Origin of the sequence: Pseudomonas sp. GR 6-02 (assembly GCF_001655615.1) — a bacterium.
Taxonomy (GTDB): Bacteria; Pseudomonadota; Gammaproteobacteria; order Pseudomonadales; family Pseudomonadaceae; genus Aquipseudomonas.
Genome location: NZ_CP011567.1, coordinates 3,827,835 through 3,845,665, shown reverse-complemented (window position 1 = coordinate 3,845,665; position 17,831 = coordinate 3,827,835). Strand labels below are relative to the sequence as shown.

Annotated in this window: 19 protein-coding genes; 15 read left to right on the top strand and 4 right to left on the bottom strand. The window is 55.2% G+C overall.

What is annotated here, in order from left to right; genetic code table 11:
• Window positions 1–1,015 precede the first annotated feature (1,015 nt).
• The 10 genes from PGR6_RS16880 to PGR6_RS16845 all read left to right on the top strand — a co-directional run bounded on the left by PGR6_RS16880 (window position 1,016) and on the right by PGR6_RS16845 (window position 8,953).
• A complete protein-coding gene (locus tag PGR6_RS16880) occupies window positions 1,016–1,273 on the top strand; it encodes a hypothetical protein (RefSeq protein ID WP_064618474.1) in 258 nt (85 codons plus the stop codon).
• 161 nt (window positions 1,274–1,434) lie between these two features.
• Window positions 1,435–1,815 (top strand): hypothetical protein, encoded by a 381-nt coding sequence (locus PGR6_RS29975; RefSeq protein WP_156523294.1) that lies wholly within the window; start codon window positions 1,435–1,437, stop codon window positions 1,813–1,815.
• A gap of 315 nt (window positions 1,816–2,130) precedes the next feature.
• Complete coding sequence (locus PGR6_RS16870; protein ID WP_064618470.1) at window positions 2,131–2,715, top strand: hypothetical protein; 585 nt, start codon at window positions 2,131–2,133, stop codon at window positions 2,713–2,715.
• Window positions 2,716–2,974: 259 nt separating this feature from the next.
• The gene (locus tag PGR6_RS30770) at window positions 2,975–3,187 is read left to right on the top strand and encodes a deaminase domain-containing protein (RefSeq protein ID WP_177343093.1); all 213 of its coding nucleotides are present in this window, start codon (window positions 2,975–2,977) and stop codon (window positions 3,185–3,187) included.
• Between the two features lie 2 nt (window positions 3,188–3,189).
• The gene (locus PGR6_RS16865) at window positions 3,190–3,558 is read left to right on the top strand and encodes a hypothetical protein (RefSeq protein ID WP_064618468.1); all 369 of its coding nucleotides are present in this window, start codon (window positions 3,190–3,192) and stop codon (window positions 3,556–3,558) included.
• 136 nt (window positions 3,559–3,694) lie between these two features.
• Entirely contained in the window at window positions 3,695–4,381 is a 687-nt protein-coding gene (locus PGR6_RS29510) for a transposase (RefSeq protein WP_082920874.1), read from the top strand.
• Window positions 4,354–4,776, top strand: coding sequence for a hypothetical protein (locus tag PGR6_RS16860; protein WP_172901179.1), 423 nt, complete (start codon window positions 4,354–4,356; stop codon window positions 4,774–4,776). Before PGR6_RS29510 ends, PGR6_RS16860 begins: the two co-directional genes overlap by 28 nt.
• A gap of 677 nt (window positions 4,777–5,453) precedes the next feature.
• The gene (locus PGR6_RS16855; protein WP_064618466.1) at window positions 5,454–6,449 is read left to right on the top strand and encodes an isocyanide synthase family protein; all 996 of its coding nucleotides are present in this window, start codon (window positions 5,454–5,456) and stop codon (window positions 6,447–6,449) included.
• A complete protein-coding gene (locus tag PGR6_RS16850) occupies window positions 6,449–7,165 on the top strand; it encodes an HAD family hydrolase (RefSeq protein WP_064618464.1) in 717 nt (238 codons plus the stop codon). The genes PGR6_RS16855 and PGR6_RS16850 overlap by 1 nt, the downstream gene beginning before the upstream one ends.
• Window positions 7,166–7,192: 27 nt before the next feature.
• Entirely contained in the window at window positions 7,193–8,953 is a 1,761-nt protein-coding gene (locus PGR6_RS16845) for an isocyanide synthase family protein (RefSeq protein ID WP_064618462.1), read from the top strand.
• A 72-nt stretch (window positions 8,954–9,025) separates the two neighbouring features.
• On the opposite strand, the gene PGR6_RS16840 is transcribed toward PGR6_RS16845, so the two are convergent.
• Window positions 9,026–9,319, bottom strand: a complete 294-nt coding sequence (locus PGR6_RS16840) for a fructose-bisphosphate aldolase (RefSeq protein ID WP_026331719.1) — start codon at window positions 9,317–9,319, stop codon at window positions 9,026–9,028.
• Window positions 9,320–9,825: 506 nt separating this feature from the next.
• On the opposite strand from PGR6_RS16840, the gene PGR6_RS16835 reads away from it, so the two are divergent.
• The 4 genes from PGR6_RS16835 to PGR6_RS16820 all read left to right on the top strand — a co-directional run bounded on the left by PGR6_RS16835 (window position 9,826) and on the right by PGR6_RS16820 (window position 14,177).
• Window positions 9,826–10,248, top strand: a complete 423-nt coding sequence (locus PGR6_RS16835) for an HD domain-containing protein (protein WP_064618460.1) — start codon at window positions 9,826–9,828, stop codon at window positions 10,246–10,248.
• A gap of 365 nt (window positions 10,249–10,613) precedes the next feature.
• Window positions 10,614–12,305, top strand: coding sequence for an Hsp70 family protein (locus tag PGR6_RS16830; RefSeq protein ID WP_064618458.1), 1,692 nt, complete (start codon window positions 10,614–10,616; stop codon window positions 12,303–12,305).
• A gap of 6 nt (window positions 12,306–12,311) precedes the next feature.
• A complete protein-coding gene (locus PGR6_RS16825; RefSeq protein ID WP_064618456.1) occupies window positions 12,312–13,694 on the top strand; it encodes a J domain-containing protein in 1,383 nt (460 codons plus the stop codon).
• A 279-nt stretch (window positions 13,695–13,973) separates the two neighbouring features.
• Window positions 13,974–14,177 (top strand): hypothetical protein, encoded by a 204-nt coding sequence (locus PGR6_RS16820; RefSeq protein ID WP_064618454.1) that lies wholly within the window; start codon window positions 13,974–13,976, stop codon window positions 14,175–14,177.
• A 209-nt stretch (window positions 14,178–14,386) separates the two neighbouring features.
• On the opposite strand, the gene PGR6_RS16815 is transcribed toward PGR6_RS16820, so the two are convergent.
• On the bottom strand, window positions 14,387–14,584 hold the full coding sequence (locus PGR6_RS16815; RefSeq protein WP_064618452.1) for a PLDc N-terminal domain-containing protein: 198 nt from the start codon (window positions 14,582–14,584) through the stop codon (window positions 14,387–14,389).
• A 386-nt stretch (window positions 14,585–14,970) separates the two neighbouring features.
• Here PGR6_RS16815 and PGR6_RS16810 point away from each other — a divergent pair, with 386 nt between their 5' ends.
• The gene (locus PGR6_RS16810) at window positions 14,971–15,882 is read left to right on the top strand and encodes a LysR family transcriptional regulator (protein ID WP_019648652.1); all 912 of its coding nucleotides are present in this window, start codon (window positions 14,971–14,973) and stop codon (window positions 15,880–15,882) included.
• 15 nt (window positions 15,883–15,897) lie between these two features.
• On the opposite strand, the gene argE is transcribed toward PGR6_RS16810, so the two are convergent.
• Together argE and PGR6_RS16800 are read right to left on the bottom strand one after the other, a co-directional pair.
• Window positions 15,898–17,049, bottom strand: coding sequence for an acetylornithine deacetylase (argE, locus tag PGR6_RS16805; RefSeq protein ID WP_064618449.1), 1,152 nt, complete (start codon window positions 17,047–17,049; stop codon window positions 15,898–15,900).
• Window positions 17,046–17,723, bottom strand: a complete 678-nt coding sequence (locus tag PGR6_RS16800) for a DUF1028 domain-containing protein (protein WP_064618446.1) — start codon at window positions 17,721–17,723, stop codon at window positions 17,046–17,048. The genes argE and PGR6_RS16800 overlap by 4 nt, the downstream gene beginning before the upstream one ends.
• Window positions 17,724–17,831: the final 108 nt, after the last annotated feature.

Sequence of the window (17,831 nt, the reverse complement as noted above, 5' to 3'; positions counted from 1 at the left end):
ATGAGCGTGTTAAGCGTTTTGCCGGTGAGAACGGACTGACCATTGAGGAGGCCCAGCAAGAACTCTTACGCACAGCCGCGGCAATGGTTGATCGCGGTTGGAACAGTGTCCTCAGTGAGGAGGATGGCAATACCGCTAAAGCGGCAAGCTTCCTCAGAACAGAGTTGGCTCAAGCCAAAAATGATCACCTGTTACAAGTTTCGTTGGCTGATTACAACAATGAGCGTGTGGGGTTGGTGGAGTTGTTCAAGGACAGAACCTCCTTGGAGAAGGTCCTGAAAAACGTCGCCTTGGTCGATCCTCTGGAGTACCGAACAGACGCTAAATACACGCAAGAAGTCTTGAATGCCAAAGGAGAGGGCAGCCAAGAAGGCTTTGTCTTGGCGCTGGAGGGAGCGGCTAGCGGTGCATCGAAAACAGCGCTGTGGGCAATGGGCGCAGCCAATTGCCCGAGCTGCGCTGCTGAGGATATCGAAAACGCTTGGAATTCGATCCTGAGCTTGCCCGAAGAGTTGCGTTTAAAAGGGTATTTGGACAATCTACACATCATGCAGGGCGGTGGTGCGGATGTTGTTAGAGGCAATGAATCTGCAGCCACAGCGGTTGGCGTTGGCCTCGGGCTCGCGATTGATGGTGGTTTGACTGGCGTAAAGTCCCCCGTCGATATCGGCACAAAAAGTATTCCCTCTATTCCTGACTCAGGAGCAGGCAGCGCAGCTAATGCTGCTAGACTCAAAATGCAATTGGTTGCCGAGCAGGCTGCCGGAGCAAGGGCACCTACACAGATCACTAGCTATTCAAATCACGCATTGGAGCAATTTGCAGGAAGGGATGGCGGCATTGGTGTTAGCCCTTCTGCACTCAGTAGCGCTTGGTCTAGCCCTCTAAAAATTGAATATGTCCCTTCAAAGTACGGTCCAACATTCAGGTATACGGGGGCGGATGCAGTCATAGTGGTCAATGCTGAAGGTAAAGTGGTCACCGGTTGGGGGAAATCATCTTCGGGGACTGGAAAATGAACTGTGTCTTAACGAGCGCCCAATGGCAGCTTTTAGTTGCATTGTGTTTTTTGGCGGGAGAATTCCAGCTGACACTGGCTGAGAAATTACTTCATGGTTCATTATCATCGAGTGAGATAGACGAGCTATGCGAGTTGATTTCAAATGAGTTTATGATGAACGGCATAGAGGAAAGCTTTGAGCCGAATAGTTATGGCCTTGAGCTAGAACTGCTTCTGGATGCTGTCAACAGAGGACGCGGTCAAGCGCGTTAGTGTTTTGTAATTTTTCGGCTCTTTAAGAAAGCGGGGACAGACCACATTTATCGAGGGGCTGGATAATGCTCCTTCAATTTAATCGTGGTCTGTCCCCGTTTTCGATGTTTGATGAAAGGCGGGGAATTTAGAGTGATAGGGGCTGCGAAGTGACAATTACAATGAATCTTGAGATTGAAGTTGAAATTTCCTTTGAAGAAATTGCTTCAGTGCTCTCAGTGATGGGGGCTGAGCACGCAATTGAAAGTGGTTATCTAACAGGTAACTTTAAATATTCAGGTGTTTATTTTGTATTTCGTTGCTTTAGTACTCCTGAGGACGTTGCTGCTGAAGGGGTCAATGTTGATTGGAAAGCAGGTATGAGTGGAGCGTTTCATTGTCCTATAAAATATTTGCTGGAGAGTTCTGAGGATATTAAGTCTTTCCTTACGAAGCTGTCGATAGAGACGGATTTTAAATTTGTTCTTTCTTTTCAGTACGAAAGCTTGTATGTGATTCGTGATGAGTTTGGTATTAGTTTTCTGAAAAGCATGGTTGATTAGTTGGTGCAAAAAAACGAAAGCGGGGACAGACCACATTTATCGAGGGGCTGGATAATGCTCCTTCAATTTAATCGTGGTCTGTCCCCGTTTTCCCATTGACGTTGATGCCGGCCTTCATAAGGAAATTATGGATAGAGTGATACCTCAGAAGCCGGTTCCTGGCATTCCAAGAGATCCTGACGCACCAAAAAGAGTAGATCCGGGTCAGCCAGGTTACTCGTTGGAGTTACCTAAGGTTTGGGAATCGCTGCTCGAAAAAAACTCGAGTAACGCGCGCGTTTATACCCAAGATGAATTTCTCAAGGAGTTCGGGAAATGACATTGAATCAATCGGTTTTTGATGATCTCTGGAATGGCGAAAAAAGTGTCTGCTTTTTTGTTCATTCGGGGAGATGCTTTTGGGTTGTTGATGAAAAATACAATTTTTGTCTTGATGCGGAGAAAGATTATCGTGCCTACCTCGAGGGTGGAGATATTACCCAAGAGCAGTATGATCTTGCTTGTAAGGAATTTAGAGGGGGTATTCTGAGAATGACTGCGGATAATTTTCCGCAGTATTTACAGAGTTCAAATGAAAAAATCCTGTCTTCGTTTGAGCTTGAGAACTTTATTGGGGATGATGGCGATATATTTAAGAAAGTTGAGGTGTACTATTTAACGGGTGAGGCGTTAAGTATGGCTGACTTTAAGCGCGCCAATGTAATTTCTTCACGGTTTCCGAAGTTTTATATAAATTTTGATCGAAAAATATATATGCATCTGGATTATGGGCGCGCTCATGAAGACCTTGCCTATTCAGATTGGATCTCCGAGTGTGCGGATTTTAGCTTTCTGATTCCTGATAACGAACGATACTGGGTAAAGGCAGGTAATGACTATTGGAAACTTCGGTTTTTGTAACGAAGGAAAGAAGAAGCGTAAAGGCGACACCCATTAGCCGGTCTCGAGTCAAGGCTAATGGGTGTCCCGTTTTTCAATCTGATCCCGATTGCCGGGTGTGACTTCCGCAGCGGTTCTCGCCGTAACGGTCACTGGGAAATCGCCGAGACCGACCGTCTCAAAATCCCAAAGCAGCGCCGCCGCCAGCCTGACCAGCGGAACGAAAGCGGGGACAGACCACATTTATCGAGGGGCTGGATAATGCTCCTTCAATTTAATCGTGGTCTGTCCCCGTTTTCCCATCGTCCCCGTTTTCCCAGAGTTCAAAATTCTTGAAACTGTCGCTCAGCGGCTAGGAGACAATCCGAGTGCTGTTGGGCAAATAAATCTAATATCGGAGAAGTCGGTTTGCCCTAGCTGTACTGATGTGATTAGACAGTTTCGCGATCGATACCCGAAAATTCAGTTGAACGTGTTTACAGTGGAGAATTAAACGTGAAGGCTGATCTTGATTTTTATGATGCGGTTTGTTTGGTAAAAAGACTTTATAGTGATGCTATTGAAGGGCGAAAGTTTCGGCCTGAACAGGCGTTTGCATATGTCCAAGATGAGGCGGAAAGTTTGCTTCAGGATGGTTCGCCAGGAATAAATGCGGTTCTTCAAACTGCTATATATATGGAAGGAGCCCGTCGTGGGTTGGTGTTGTCAAAGGATAGCCTGTACGCTCAGGAGATGTTGGAGCTTTTAGCTGATATATATGGGAAGTGTGCTGTGCAAGAATTAATAAAAGCTGGGGTGGGTGGAGAGGATTTGGAGCGTATGAAATTAGAGATGGATTTTGTGAAAGAAAATTTTTTAAAGTGATCGAGAGAATGGGGGCAGACTACATTTTTCTGTGTCGCACTTTAGCGATCTGAAATAGTGTGAAATAGATAGGGAGATTGTTTTTCATAGAATTGACTAAGCTATTGGCATCATTAATTGTGAACGGATTCACCATATGCCACGCAGAGCACGTCTCTTGATGCCAGGTGTCCCCTTGCATCTGATTCAACGAGGAAATAATAGATCAGTTTGCTTTTTTTCAGAGGATGATTACCTTTTTTATTTAGAGCTGCTTGCTGAACAGGCCAACAAAAATTCGTGTGAAATTCACGCATGGTGTCTTATGACTAATCATGTCCATTTGTTGATTAGCCCTCATGAGCACAGCAGTACCAGTTTGCTTATGAAAGGAATAGGGCAACGATATGTGCAATACATAAATCGTACATATGGACGTAGTGGGACTTTATGGGAAGGACGCTTCCGTTCGTGCCTTGTTCAAAGTGATAGTTATGTATTGGCCTGTTATCGCTACATTGAGATGAATCCTGTCAGAGCCAAAATGGTGACGCATCCTGCGGAATATCGTTGGTCGAGTTATCGTGCTAACGCACAATCAGAGTTTTCGCATCTCATTACCCCGCATGCTCAGTACCTATCGCTTGGGGACACAGATGTATCGACTGCTGAAGTCTATCGCGAGCTTTTTAGAAGCGAGTTGGAGATAGGATTGGTTGACCAGATTCGGGCTGCCACCAATGGCAACTATGTACTTGGTGATTCGCGATTTGCAGCCGAAATTGAAGCTATAATTGGGCGACGAGCTCGGCGGGGATGCCCGGGCAGACCGAAAAAGCACTAGATTTTTTAGATGGAAAACGTGGTCTGTCCCCGTTTATACCCGTTTATATACCCGTTTATACTCTTGGGATTGATTTAATGAAAGATTTCGGACTGATGGGTATTAAGCTGGAGCCGACCCTGCTCTGGGGGGGCACGCCTCTATTTAGCTTGGATGATGCGATTAAACTGTTGGGGTTTTGCGAGCAAAATGACGCCGCAGTGCTCGGAATTGAAGGCTTTAAAATAGCAGGAGGCAAAAGAGTTCCTGATATGGACTGTATTGCTGACTTTTCCACTCTGGTTGCTGTAGCCGGGAGAGAATTTCCGACAGCATCCAGAGAAGCAGCTAAATTGTTTATTGAATCGATCGCAGATAGCGATGTGTTTTTGGAGTTTGTTCTAGTCAAAGCTTAATAAAGCAAGAGAGGGCGGATCTAATTGTTTGTTATGTCCCATCTTCAATAAATATTGCGACAAGAAAGTGGGCGGATTTATTTATTTGGTTGTGGTGCGCGCCCCAGAAAATAGATCTGTCCCGGGGAATAAACGGGGGAATAAACGGGGACAGACCACGTTTTTTGGGAGCAGGGCAGTGCTCTTTCGATTAAACGTGGTCTGTCCCTGATTTCCCTTGTTTATCGGCCCGCCGCTGAGGGTAACGGACAGGCAATATGTGCGTTTAGTGTGTATGAGGTGGTCCCGTCCGGGAAATCTAGTCGTCCATTGTCGAACGTACTCAATTTTGAGCCTCCCGCTGATTCTAACTGTGGCCGGCACTGACCAGATTGTCAGGCTAACGAGAAAAGGGGACGGTGTCCCATCCTGAACAAGGTTCACACCTTCCGATCTATTTTTCAGGAAGAGCGCAATGGAATCAGAACCAGACACACTTGTGTGGCCGCAGTATGGCCTTGCCAGCCTGGACGTTGCATGAGCCTGTGTGAGGGTTTTTCGATGATTTCGGTGCCGTAATATTCCGGATTGCCACGATTGACAGCCCTCACAACTTGTAGGAATTTAGCCGCCCGCAGGTAAGGGATATCTGCTGATGGCCAAAAGATGGCCGTTGTTCACCACACAAGGGATTGTCTATGCAAGGTTCAAACACCGTTGCTCAACAGGTGTGCGGTCAGCTGGTGCACGAGCATCAGAACACCCCACACATGAACATTGCCGAGCAAATCCTTGAATGCCTGTTTCGCCGTCGTAGCCTCGCCCCGGGGCAGGATCACGAACTGTCGTCGCAGGTGCTGGAACCCCATCTGACCAAGGTCATGCAGGCGGTCGAGAGCGGTCGCAAGATTGAAATGGTCTTGCCAGCCTTTCCCGGCAAATCGCCCAGCCGCAAGAAAACCCTGAGTCATCTGCCCGATCTTGCTGAACATCATGCTATCGATGAGTTAAACCGCCTGTGCACAGAGATCCAGGAGATCTACGCACCGGGCGCGCTGATTCATATCTGCTCCGATGGCTATGTGTTCTCTGACTTGGTGCATGTTCCCGATGCGGACGTTAAGGCCTACACCGACGCTATCCAGGACTACGCCGAACAGCACTATCCCGGCACGTTCGCCCATTTCGACCTCCGGGATGCCTACCCTCAGCTGGATTGTCTGGACGCCATGCGTGAAGAGATGATGATCGAGCACGGTCAGTCATTGATCTTGTTGCAGCAGCGCTTCAAGGATGATCCGCACATGATGTTGATGTACTGCGGCATCCATCGCTTTCTTTCCGAGGATTACTCGGGACTGAAAGTATTCGCTGGCATGAGCCTCAACGCGGTGAAGAAGGTCGCCAAACCGGCCTCGCAGCGGGTGATCCAGCGCAGTGAAGCCTGGGGGGCGCTGTTGCAGGCGCGTTACCCGCATTGCCTGCGCTTGTCGATTCACCCGCAGTTGGCGGTCTCGACGAAGATCGGTATCCGGTTGGTGCCAACCAGTGACCTGTGGCGTACGCCCTGGCATTCGGTGGCCATCAAGCGACGGGGTGTGGTCACGCTCGAAAAACGCAGCAATGTCGATGAGCGCTATCACCGCCTGGTGTTCCGCAAGGGGCGTCCTTGTCACTACGCCAGTGCTCAATGATGGCGTCTCGGTTGCGGGTCGAAGCCGTACTCTTCGATTTGGACGGGACTCTGGTCGACACCTTGCCCGACATCACCTGGTGCTTGAACCAAGTGCTGCTCGAACATGGTTGCCCGGCGCTGACCTCGGAAACAGTGCGGGGGTATATCGGCGGCGGCACCACGGCGATGAGCGAGCGGGTCGCCGCGCAGTTCGGCATAGTCGATGCGGTCGCCTTGCACCAGCGCTATGTGGCGCTCTATCAGCACAACCTGGTTCAATTTTCCCGTCCATTCAGCGGTGTCTTGGAATTGCTCGAAGGCTGCCGACAGCTACAGCTACCGCTGGCTATCGTGACCAACAAGGCCGAGGAAATGGCGTTGCAGGTTTCCAGAACGTTGCTGCCGCAGAATGCTTTCGGGCCAATTCTGGGGCATCGCGCAGGCAGGTCGCTCAAACCGCAACCGGAGGTGGCATGGGAAGCCGCCCGGCGGTTGTCGGTTGATCCGCAACGCTGCTTGTTCGTCGGTGACACGGAGATCGATCTGCAAACGGCTCGTGCTGCAGGCATGTATTCGGCGGCAGTCACTTGGGGTTATGGCCTGACACCAGACTTGCAGACCCAGGCCCCGAACTTGTGCTGTGAACACCCGGCCGAATTGCTGCGCGTTTTGCAGCGAGCCTGCGGGGCTGCGCATGCGTTCACCGAGCATGGCGACACCGTCAAATCCTATTGATACACACACCCTCAAGGAAGTTGTTCTATGGAACATAGAGATGCCTGGATCGCTGCCGTCAGCGATTTGCTGGCCGGTTATCTGCTCAAAGGCACGGATGATTGTTTCGACACACAAGGCAGGGCACACCTGGCGCTTCGATTGGGGCACTGCTTCGATCAGGGCCTGCCAGTGCGTCTGGTTTTGCCAGGCTTTCCCTGCAAGTCGCCAAACGCCAGCGACCAGACCTTCGGCGTGCTGCCGGACTACGGCGAGGTCATGGCCATCGAGCGCCTCGACCAACTCGGCCAAGCCATCGCCGCGTTGCACGCACCGGGCTGCGTGGTGTCGATCCTCAGCGACGGCACGACCTTCAATGACATCGTCGGCGTGGCCGACGACGTTCGCGCCGCTTACAACCGGGCGTTGCGTGAACTGTGCACCACCCACACGATTGAGTGGGTCAGCATGGAAGACCTGTTTCCCCAGGCCCAAAGTGCCGAGTCGGTTCGCGCCAGCCTGATCAAGCAGGCCCGTCTACCGTGGAAAAACCTTGGTGACCTGATCGAGCAGAGCCGCGACGATGAGTCCCTCAGCCGGGCGCATGACAACCTCTGCAGTCACCTCTACAACGACCTGCGTCTGTGCCGCGAAGAAGGACAGAGCGAGGACGAGTACCTGCAACAAATCAACTTCAAAGCCTACCAAATGATGTATCGCGGGCACGCATTGAACGCGGCGGTGGACCGTTTCTTTGGCGATGACATTCGCTTGTCGGTCCATCAATACAACAATGCCGGCCCCAAATTCACCTTCGGCCTCGCCGAAGGGCTGACCCGCGCGGACAGCCCTTGGCATGCCGTGCCGGTGTGCAACCTGGATGGCGGCCAAACCCTTCGCGCCCGCGCTCAGGTCGACCTCGACCACCATGTGCTGGTCACCTATGAGGGGCGGCCATGGCTCTACCATCAAACAGAAAACCCGCAGGCCCAAGGCTTCGAGTACGAACTGCAAAAACTTCCGCTGTTTGGCCTGGTGGTGCGAGACCCGTTGGGGCTGGGGTTCGAACGACTGTCCACCGGCCTGCTGGAAGCCCTGGTGGAAACCTTCGGTTTCGTCTGTCTCAAGGGCTGCCGCTTCGACGACCAGGATAGCTTTGCTCGCAGCTGCGAACGCTTCGGCACGCTCTACGAATGGGCCTTCGGTGCCGTCCACGTGGTCAAGCCTGCGGACAAACCCCAAGGCGTGGTGCACTCGCTGGAAAAAACTCCGTTGCACTGGGACCTGAACATGCTGCCCGACAGCGACGCACAAGTTCAACGCAACCCGAAATTCTGCGCCAGCAAATTCATGCTGTACTGCAAGACCGCGCCGCAGCCGGGCGAGGGCCAGACCACCATCGTCGACAGCCGCAACGTACTGCGCAAAGTCGGGCAGCAAGTCGCCCGACAATGGCAGGGCGTGAACATCACCTACTACACCAAAATGACCTACTTCGGCGGCTCGCCGCGCATGTACAGCCTGGTGGATCACCACCCCCGCAGCGGCGAGCTCATCCTGCGCTACCAAGAGGGCACCGACTCGACATTGCAGACCTTGAGCCAGTCGGTGCAGGACCATGACGAGCAGGCTCAACAGGCGTTGCTGGAACAGGTCAATGCGCTGGTTTATGACCCGGAGTGTCTGATTGCTCATCAATGGAGTGAGGGTGATCTGGTGCTGATCGATAACTATCGGACGCTGCACGGGCGGCTGCCGATGTCGGCGGGTTCTTCGTCGCGGGAGTTGTGGCGGGTGCAGGTTTACTGATTGTTGTTGTCAGAGTCGGAGCAGGAAGCAGAAAAACCGCAGTAATGCGGTTTTTCTACGACTGAAATTTAATCACTGCCCCTTGGGCGTATCGAACCCACGCTGCTCAATCACCCGAAACACATCACTCACATCCTGGACCATGATCCGCGCGATGTTGGTGACGGTGTTGATGTCGTGTTCGGCGTAGTCGGGGAGGCTGGTGCAGGCCATGAGGTTGAGGTATTTGAGGACGGCGTTGAGGCGTTCGCTGAGGCAACTGTGGAGTTCGCGTATCGGAGCGTCGGCGTCGATGAGGAGGACGGGGTGGTCGGTGGCGAAGTGGGACATTGGGCTGTAGTGGCGGAGCGGGTTTTGCGTCGTCATGGTGTTAATCCTAATAAAAGTAGAATTGCCACCGTTCTGCTGCGAAACAAAATGGGTGGCAGCTATGCGCGGGTTCGCAGACCGGAGGATTAACACCAGGACCCGGCAGACCCGAAGGTCTCCCACGCACAACCGCCATAAAACGATACGCAGCCGGGAGTCGGCCGTGCCTGACGGAACAAGGTGTCAATCTTAAGGGCTGCGAAACCCTATCGCCAACTGATGTCAGCGACAGCCCCACTCTAGGCAGCGATTTTGGTAGCCGCAACCGGAGTGTAGGACGCTCGGACGGTCATTTCGCAAAGTGGTTTTCCCCCACTCTATGGCGCAAACGCAGTAAAGCCGGGTGGTGTGGTGTGTCTGAGGAAACGGGCTATCAGGGTTTGGGGTTGCTTCGCAGCCCAGCGGGAGCAAGCTCCCTCGCCACAAAGGGCAGATTCCTACATATTTTGCAGACTTCAAAATCATGGCCGCGTCGTTACGGCATTTAACCCGAGGAGAATCCCATGAGTCAGTCACTGGAACGCGCCATTGCCATCGCCGCCGCGGCGCATGAAGGGCAGGTGGACAAGGGCGGGGCGCCTTACATCCTGCATCCGCTGAAAGTCATGCTGCGGGTGAACACGCTGGAAGAGCGCATCGTCGCGGTACTGCATGACGTGGTCGAGGACTGCGGCGTCAGCCTTGACGATCTGCGCAAGGAAGGCTTCAGTGAAGCGGTGCTGACGGCGATTGCGTCGGTGACCAAGGTGCCGGGCGAGTCCTACGAGGCGTTCGTCGAGCGCGCGGCGAAGAACCCGATCGGGCGGGTGGTGAAGCTGGCTGATCTGGAAGAGAACAGCGACTTGTCGCGGATTGCGCAGCCGTCCTGGGAGGATCTGGAGCGCGTTGAGAAGTATCGGCGGGCGATAGGGGTGTTGCGTTCGTAGCGGGTGTTGCCAACGCGTCGCCGGCGCGAGTGCCGACCATTCCGGGATTTACGGAGGGTGTACCCGCCAGGAACAACAAAGCCCCGATTATTCGGGGCTTTGTTGCTTGGGTATGCACAGTTCTCAGATCGTTACCGCACGCCGTCCGGCGTTAATTAGTGATTTTATTGCTGAAACTTCCAGGATGAGCTCGAAAGGCGACTTAATGTCGGACCCGGCAAAGGCAAAGCGGGCGGGTTAAAGCCACCATCAGCACTGCCGATAACTCCGACTACGAATCCGCAAATCGCGCCTACATCAATAATGACTGAGCCTACGACCAAGGTCCTCTGCTGGCCGGCCGCCTCATTTAAGGAAAAGTGACTGTGATCATTGGTATCGACCTGGGCACCACCAACAGCCTTGTGGCTGCCTGGGATGGCGAAAATGCCCGGCTACTCCCCAATGCGTTGGGCAACCTCCTTACACCCAGCGTCGTTGGCCTCGACGACCACGGCCAACTGATCGCCGGGGATATTGCCTGCGAACGGCTGCACACCCACCCCCACCTCACCACATCTCTGTTCAAGCGCTATATGGGGAGCGCCCGTGAAACGCAGCTGGGCGGGCGCGCCTATCGAGCGGAAGAACTCTCGGCGATGCTACTGCGTAGTCTCAAGGCCGACGCCGAGCGCGCCTTAGGCGGGCCCGTTCACGAAGCAGTGATCAGCGTGCCCGCGTATTTCAGTGATGCCCAGCGCAAGGCCACGCGTATTGCCGGCGAACTGGCCGGGCTGAAAATTGAAAGGCTGATCAACGAACCCACCGCTGCAGCCTTGGCCTATGGCCTGCAACAGCGAAACGAAGCGACCTTTCTGGTGTTCGACCTTGGGGGTGGCACCTTTGACGTGTCCATCCTCGAGCTGTTCGAAGGCGTCATGGAAGTGCGCGCCAGCGCGGGGGACAATTTCCTTGGGGGTGAAGATTTCGATGACCGGCTCGTGGAGCATTTCATCGCCAAAATCGGTGCCGCTGACCTGCCAGACACGGCCCACCCTGCCATAGCACAGCGGTTGCGGCGTGAGGCACAACGGGTTCGTCATGCCTTGGGGCAGGCGCAAGTCACGAGCTTTATCCTTCGCGAGCAAACGCGTGAATGGAGTCTTGAACTGACCCAGAGCGACCTGGCGGACATCGTCCGGCCTCTGCTGGACCGCCTGCGAGCCCCGATCGAGCGCGCGTTGCGCGACGCCCGGATCAAGGTGGCTGACCTGAACGAAATATTATTGGTGGGCGGCACCACGCGCATGCCGTTGGTGCGAAAGCTGGTCGCGGCCCTGTTCGGGCGAATCCCGGCGATGCAGCTCAACCCGGATGAGGTGGTGGCGCAGGGGGCGGCTATCCAGGCGGCGCTACAGGCGCGCCATGCCTCCCTCGAAGAAGTGGTACTTACCGACGTATGCCCCTATACCTTGGGAATCGAGACCTCGGTGCAGCTAGGCGCCGGTTACCAAAGCGGCCACTACTTGCCAATTATCGAGCGCAATACAGTGGTGCCGGTGAGCCGCTCCCGTAACGTGTCCACCCTCAGTGATAACCAGAAAGTAGTCAGGCTAGGTATCTACCAAGGCGAAAGCCGGTTGGTGGCCAACAATATTTTCCTGGGTGAACTGGAAATCCCCGTACCACCGCGCAAAGCCGGTGAGGTAACGCTGGACATACGCTTCACCTACGACAATAACGGTTTGCTCGAAGCCCAGGTGCATTTGCCAATCAATGACGAAACCCATCGGCTGGTCATCGAGAACAACCCCGGGGTATTGGCTCCTGAAGAAATCGCCCAACGGTTGGCGGCCCTCGAAGCACTGAAAGTGCACCCGCGCGACCAGCAGATCAATACCTTGCTGCTGGCCCGACTGGACCGCTTGTATCAGGAAAGCCTGGGCGATGGCCGGGAACGTATTGCCGGGCTGGCGAACCATTTTCAGCAAATGCTCGACACCCAGGATGAACGCCTGATACGCGAAGCCCGTGGCGACATTACCCAGCGTCTTGCCCATTTCGAGCGGGAGGGTTGAGTCACCATGAGCCATTGGAAAGTGCTGGACCTTACCCCGGAGGCGGACGAACGCAGCATCAAACGCGCCTATGCGCGGCTGCTGAAAATCCACCGCCCAGACGAAAACCCCAATCAGTTCCAGCGCCTTCGGGAAGCCTATGAAGCTTCGCTGGCCGAGTCCCGCTGGCGCGCGCAGATTGATGAGGAAGACGTTTATTCCCCGTTAACCGCAAGCGCATCAACCCCGGAATACCATCCGCCCGCGCAAGCCCCTACGTGGGTAATCCCTCAGGATAGCGTCGACATTCCAACCGCCATCAGTCCTCCGGAACCGTCCCTGGAACATATGCAGCAGTGGTTGGCCGAGGGTAAAGAGCGCCAAGTGCGGGAAGCGCTGTGCCTTTGGCTGGCGAGCGACTGGCTATTGCCCTTCGAGCGCCGCCAGCAGTTCGAGCAAAGCATATTGGATTGGCTCGAGTCCGCCGAAAAATGGTCGCCAGCCTTTTTCGATGGTGTGTGTCAGGTCATGGGTTGGAACGAAACCCAAGGCGATCTGCCGTGCGAGTACTGGCGCTGGGACAGACTGATCCGGCGGTGCGAGGCGCAAGCTTTTGCAGAGACCCTACGCGGCGATCTGGCCAGATTCGACGCCGATAAAATCCATGGGCAGGCAGCCGCCATGCTGTTCAAACCCATGACTGACCGCCGCCGGCGTGAAATGGCCGATTGCTTTAGCAACCTCGACTGGCAACGCTTTGCAGAGCTCGCCCAAGCCATTGAATATCAATACCCCGAAGTGCCTCAACGTCTTGGGCTGCAACCACTCGACAACTGGCGGGATTGGTTGCCGGCCACAAACTATCGAGGGGTTTACCTTTTCCTATGGATGGCGCTGTGTGCTGTTCTTATGGCTTCGGTGCTTACCGGGCCTACGAAGAAAGAAGCGTTCGGCATGGTCATCATGCCACTGATAATGCCGGTATTGATCTGGATGGGCATGAAGGTTTACCACGTTTGGGCCATGGTAGCCGTGGTAGCGGGGCCGTTGGATGTGTTGCTTAGCCGATTGTTACTCCCGCGCCGTTGGTACCGACAAGGCGCTGGGCTCTTGTTGCTCCGCCACATACTCCCCAGTGCAGTGCCCGCAGCCCTGGCGTGCGCATGGTCCGGTGGTGTCCTGTGGCTGCGATGGGTAAGCCCGGTGGTGGTGTTCCTCGGTACGATTTACTTCACAAATGTGGCCCTGAGCGGCGGTAGGGTCTCGATGTGGGCTCGGGCACTACGAGCACTTAAACTGAAGGCCGGGCAACTGCCTTGGCACATGCTGCAACGCGAAGGCCTCGTTGTCGTGATTGCAGTGGCCGTGATGGCGGCTACAGTCTATTTCCGTATGAAAACTGTTGTTTAGCGGACAACACGCAATTTACTGGGCTGTGGATGAAGAGAAGGAAATGAGTGGGGACAGATCCCTCAGGGGCGGATTTATTTGTTTGGTTCGTGCGATGGTTGGAAAATAAATTCGTCCCCTTTTCCCTCTGGTGAAGGCCAGGGTTGGATAGTGGTTTCCGAGCGCAGGAGAGGAGCGCGCCAAGGCTGGCCGCCCCTTCACGGCTTCACACACTGGGCCGGCAAAAAAATAGCGCTTTTGCTCGCCTGTTACGTTCATAGTCAGGTCGAGGAGAACAGCATGAAATCCCGGATCATTGGATTGCGAGTGGCCGGTACCGTCTACGCACTGATGGCCTTGGCGCAACTGGGGCGCCTGATTATTCGCCCCGAGGTTCTCGTTAATGGGTATCCCATGCCCCTGTGGCCAAGCGTGCTCGCCTTGATATTGCTCGTGGTATTGAGCATCTGGATGTGGTCGCTCACACAGTCGCGAGCAGAGTGAGGCTGACTCATCCAGGCCAAACCGCTTCTTGGGCCACTTCGGAGTGATGCTGATGCAGTCATGCTGCGGGTGAACACTCTGGATGATGGATTGGGTATTCCAGGTAGAAACGACAAAGCCCCGATTATTCGGGGCTTTGTCGTTTGGGTATGCGCAGTTCTCAGATCGCTACCGCACGCTATCCGGCGTTATTGTCTGGCCTGCGGTGACTACGGGTTCTGCGCAATGTGTTTCGGTCCCGCCATGGCCCACCCTATCAGCCCGAACAGCGGCACAAACACGATCACCACGATCCACACCAGTTTGTTGCTCGATTTGCCCTCGGCTTTACGTACCCTGTTGATCGCCCACAACTCGATCAGCAAAAGCACTGCCGCGAGCACGATCCAGATCGTTTCGATTTGCATGAGTCACCTCCTGATAGTCATTCAGTTAGGTGAGTGGTGATGGGCGGGGTTCATTAAATTTCGGGGGGAGTGGGGGAATGGCCGCCGAGTGAGCCGAACTGGGCGCGGCTCTGGATCATTTGTGGAATGCCGATTTCGGGGATAGATAAATTAGTAAGTTTGTTGCTTCAGACCTTAAAAAATATATGCCCGTGGTTTGGGTGTGTCGGGTATGTTCAGCCTTGATCCTGAGCGTTCTCGGAGACTCCGTAATGCCTGGTTTTGCCGAGCCTGGCGAATAACCTGTGGTGAGGGGGCAAGCCCCCTCGCCACAGAGTTGTGCATTGACTGACTCCTGTAGGAGCCTGCGATCTTTTGATTTTGATGTGTTGTGTCTGGAGGTCCCCATGGCCGCTTACAACCTGCGACAGCTCAAGTATTTCGTCACCACCGCCGACTGCGGCAGCGTGGCGGAGGCTTCGCGCAAGCTTTATATCGCGCAGCCGTCGGTGTCGACGGCGATCAAGCACCTGGAAGAAAGTTTTGGCGTGCAGCTGTTTATTCGGCATCACGCCCAGGGTGTTTCGCTGACGCCGAGCGGGTCGCGGTTTTATCGCAAGGCGCTGGAGCTGCTGCGGGTCGCCCATGAGTTTGAACAGAACGCGCTGGCGGACAACGACGTGGTCGCGGGGCAGATCGATATTGGCTGTTTTGAAACGGTGGCGCCGCTGTACCTGCCGCGTTTGATCGCTGGTTTCAAGGAGCGTTGGCCAGGTGTGGAGATCCGCATTCGCGATGGCGAACAGCAGGAACTGGTGCAGGCACTGACCGCCGGCAGCATCGACCTGGCGATGCTGTTCGAACACGATCTGGACAGCACGATTGAGACAGTGCCGCTGATGCCGCCGCAACAGCCTTACGCCTTGTTGCCGGCGGATCACCGCTTCGCGCAACAGGCGAAAGTGTCGCTGAATGACCTGGTGCTGGAGCCGATGATATTGCTGGACGTGGTGCCGAGCCGGACCTACTTCGTGAGCATTTTTGAAGAGCGCGGACTGACGCCACACATCGTGTTCAGCTCACCTTCGATCGAGATGGTGCGAGGAATGGTCGGGCGCGGTTTTGGCTTTTCGATTCTGGTCACCAAACCGTTTTCCGAATACACCTATGACGGGCAGAAAGTCGTGTGCATACCGCTGGCCGAAACCGTGACCGGTTCGGGTCTGTCGGCGGCATGGTTGAGAAGGTCGCAGCTGACCAAACCGGTACAGCTGTTCGTGGATTACTGCCAGGAAGAACTGGCCCGACTGTATACCTGAGCGTCGGGCCAATCATCAGCGGCTGATTGATAACAGCATCCGTTGCAGCATTTGGTCGCAGCCGTTCAGTTGTTCGAGGCTGACAAATTCGTCCGGCTTATGACCCTGATCCATGCTGCCCGGACCGCACACCACTGTCGCAATACCGGCCGCGTCAAACAGACCGCCCTCGGTGCCGAACGCCACCGTACCGAATTCCCCAGAACCGGAAAATGCCGCGATCAGCTCAGCGGCTTCGCTGTGCGCATCGGTCGCCAAACCGGGATAGGCCGACAACTCACTGAAGCGGATTTCACTCTGATCACTCACGGCGCGCATGCGCGGTAGCACTTGTTGCTCGGCGTAGGTCTGCAATTCCTGCGCAACGAGGCCAGGGTCTTGTGAGGGCAGGGCGCGGATTTCAAAGTCGAAGCGGCAATCGGCGGGGACGATGTTCAAGGCCTTGCCGCCGGAGATGACGCCGGTTTGCACAGTGCTGAACGGCGGATCGAAACGGGTGTCGTGATGCTCCGGTGCCTTGAGCCTGTGGCCAATCCGCCCCAGTTCGCCGATCAGTTCGGCGGCGTATTCAATCGCATTGACCCCGAGCGGCGCGTACGCCGAATGGCAGGCTTCGCCATGAATGTCGCAGCGCATCGCCAGCTTGCCCTTGTGGCCGAGCACCGGTTTGAGCTCGGTCGGTTCGCCAATGATGCAGAGCATCGGTTTGACCGGGCGCTGTTCGAGGGCTTTCAAAAGCGAACGAACGCCGAGACAGCCGACTTCCTCATCGTAGGAGAGCGCGATGTGCACTGGCAGCCGCAGCGAGGCCTGCACCAGTGACGGCACCAGGGCAAGTACACAGGCGATGTAGCCTTTCATGTCCGCGGTGCCGCGACCGTACAGGTTGCCGTCGCGTTCGGTGAGCTGGAATGGCGCGACGGTCCACGGCTGGCCGTCGACGGGCACCACATCGGTGTGCCCCGACAACACGATGCCCGGCTGATCCGCCGGGCCAATGGTGGCGAACAGATTGGCCTTGCTGCGCTCGTCGTTGTAGATCAGTTCGCAAGGCACCTCGAAGCGGGCGAGGTAGTCGCGGACGAACTCGATCAGCTGCAGATTTGATTCGCGGCTGGTGGTGTCGAACGCCACCAAGGCTTCAAGCAAATCGCGGCTGTTGCTCATCGGTCGTCTCCGGCGACACCGTAGCCAGGGGATTTGTCGGGGGCGAGGGCGCGGTCGATGTAGTCCTTGACCTGTGGGCGATAGGCGTCCCACAACTGCTGCAATTTGCCTATCGGATCTTCATCAGCCCAATCGACCCGCAGGTTGATGATCGGCCAGGTCAGTTCGCCGACCACTACAACGGCAGCCGAATGCACCGGCCCGGCTTCACCGCCTGCGACCACCGCCGCTTTCATCGCGGTGAGCAAGCGGTCGGTCAGTTGGCCCTCGCCATGTTCGTATGCCTCGACCATGGCCTCGATCACGGCTCGGTCCGCGAGCATGTTGCCCGCGGCCACGCATTGCTCGCCCGACACGGCATTGTGGTTGCCCAGGGTTTCTGAACCGCTGAAATGCGCGGTGCGGCCGAGGTGGTCAATCGCCGTGATTTGTCGGTATTGGCTGTAGCCGTTGCGGGTCAATGCCTTGTCCAGAGCCTCGGCAGGTGAGAGCCCTTGTTCCATGAGGGCGAGGGTTTCCGGGCCGAGGGATGGCAGGGTGATATTTTGTGTGGAGACCGCGCCGACACCGGGCAATAGCCAGGGGCAGCGGGCGCCGACGGCGATGCTTGAGGAACTGATTGCAATGCCGAACTGACCGGTTTCGGGGCAACGGGCGGCGATGGAGAAGGTCATGGTTTTGCTCCTTGGTTGGCCTTGGCGAAGTTGTTGTCTGTGCGGGCGTCTTCGCGAGCAAGCTTCGCTCCTACAGATGATCAGGGTCGTTCATGAAACAGCGATCTA

What these genes read in the sequence shown, in the direction of transcription:
- PGR6_RS16800 (WP_064618446.1), bottom strand. Translation starts at nt 17,723, where the DNA reads ATGACCTTCTCCATCGCCGCCCGTTGCCCCGAAACCGGTCAGTTCGGC.
- PGR6_RS16855 (WP_064618466.1), top strand. Translation starts at nt 5,454, where the DNA reads ATGCAAGGTTCAAACACCGTTGCTCAACAGGTGTGCGGTCAGCTGGTG.
- PGR6_RS29975 (WP_156523294.1), top strand. Translation starts at nt 1,435, where the DNA reads ATGAATCTTGAGATTGAAGTTGAAATTTCCTTTGAAGAAATTGCTTCA.
- PGR6_RS16880 (WP_064618474.1), top strand. Translation starts at nt 1,016, where the DNA reads ATGAACTGTGTCTTAACGAGCGCCCAATGGCAGCTTTTAGTTGCATTG.
- PGR6_RS16840 (WP_026331719.1), bottom strand. Translation starts at nt 9,319, where the DNA reads ATGACGACGCAAAACCCGCTCCGCCACTACAGCCCAATGTCCCACTTC.
- PGR6_RS16825 (WP_064618456.1), top strand. Translation starts at nt 12,312, where the DNA reads ATGAGCCATTGGAAAGTGCTGGACCTTACCCCGGAGGCGGACGAACGC.
- PGR6_RS16850 (WP_064618464.1), top strand. Translation starts at nt 6,449, where the DNA reads ATGGCGTCTCGGTTGCGGGTCGAAGCCGTACTCTTCGATTTGGACGGG.
- PGR6_RS16870 (WP_064618470.1), top strand. Translation starts at nt 2,131, where the DNA reads ATGACATTGAATCAATCGGTTTTTGATGATCTCTGGAATGGCGAAAAA.
- PGR6_RS16820 (WP_064618454.1), top strand. Translation starts at nt 13,974, where the DNA reads ATGAAATCCCGGATCATTGGATTGCGAGTGGCCGGTACCGTCTACGCA.
- PGR6_RS16845 (WP_064618462.1), top strand. Translation starts at nt 7,193, where the DNA reads ATGGAACATAGAGATGCCTGGATCGCTGCCGTCAGCGATTTGCTGGCC.
- argE (WP_064618449.1), bottom strand. Translation starts at nt 17,049, where the DNA reads ATGAGCAACAGCCGCGATTTGCTTGAAGCCTTGGTGGCGTTCGACACC.
- PGR6_RS16860 (WP_172901179.1), top strand. Translation starts at nt 4,354, where the DNA reads ATGCCCGGGCAGACCGAAAAAGCACTAGATTTTTTAGATGGAAAACGT.
- PGR6_RS16815 (WP_064618452.1), bottom strand. Translation starts at nt 14,584, where the DNA reads ATGCAAATCGAAACGATCTGGATCGTGCTCGCGGCAGTGCTTTTGCTG.
- PGR6_RS16810 (WP_019648652.1), top strand. Translation starts at nt 14,971, where the DNA reads ATGGCCGCTTACAACCTGCGACAGCTCAAGTATTTCGTCACCACCGCC.
- PGR6_RS29510 (WP_082920874.1), top strand. Translation starts at nt 3,695, where the DNA reads ATGCCACGCAGAGCACGTCTCTTGATGCCAGGTGTCCCCTTGCATCTG.
- PGR6_RS16835 (WP_064618460.1), top strand. Translation starts at nt 9,826, where the DNA reads ATGAGTCAGTCACTGGAACGCGCCATTGCCATCGCCGCCGCGGCGCAT.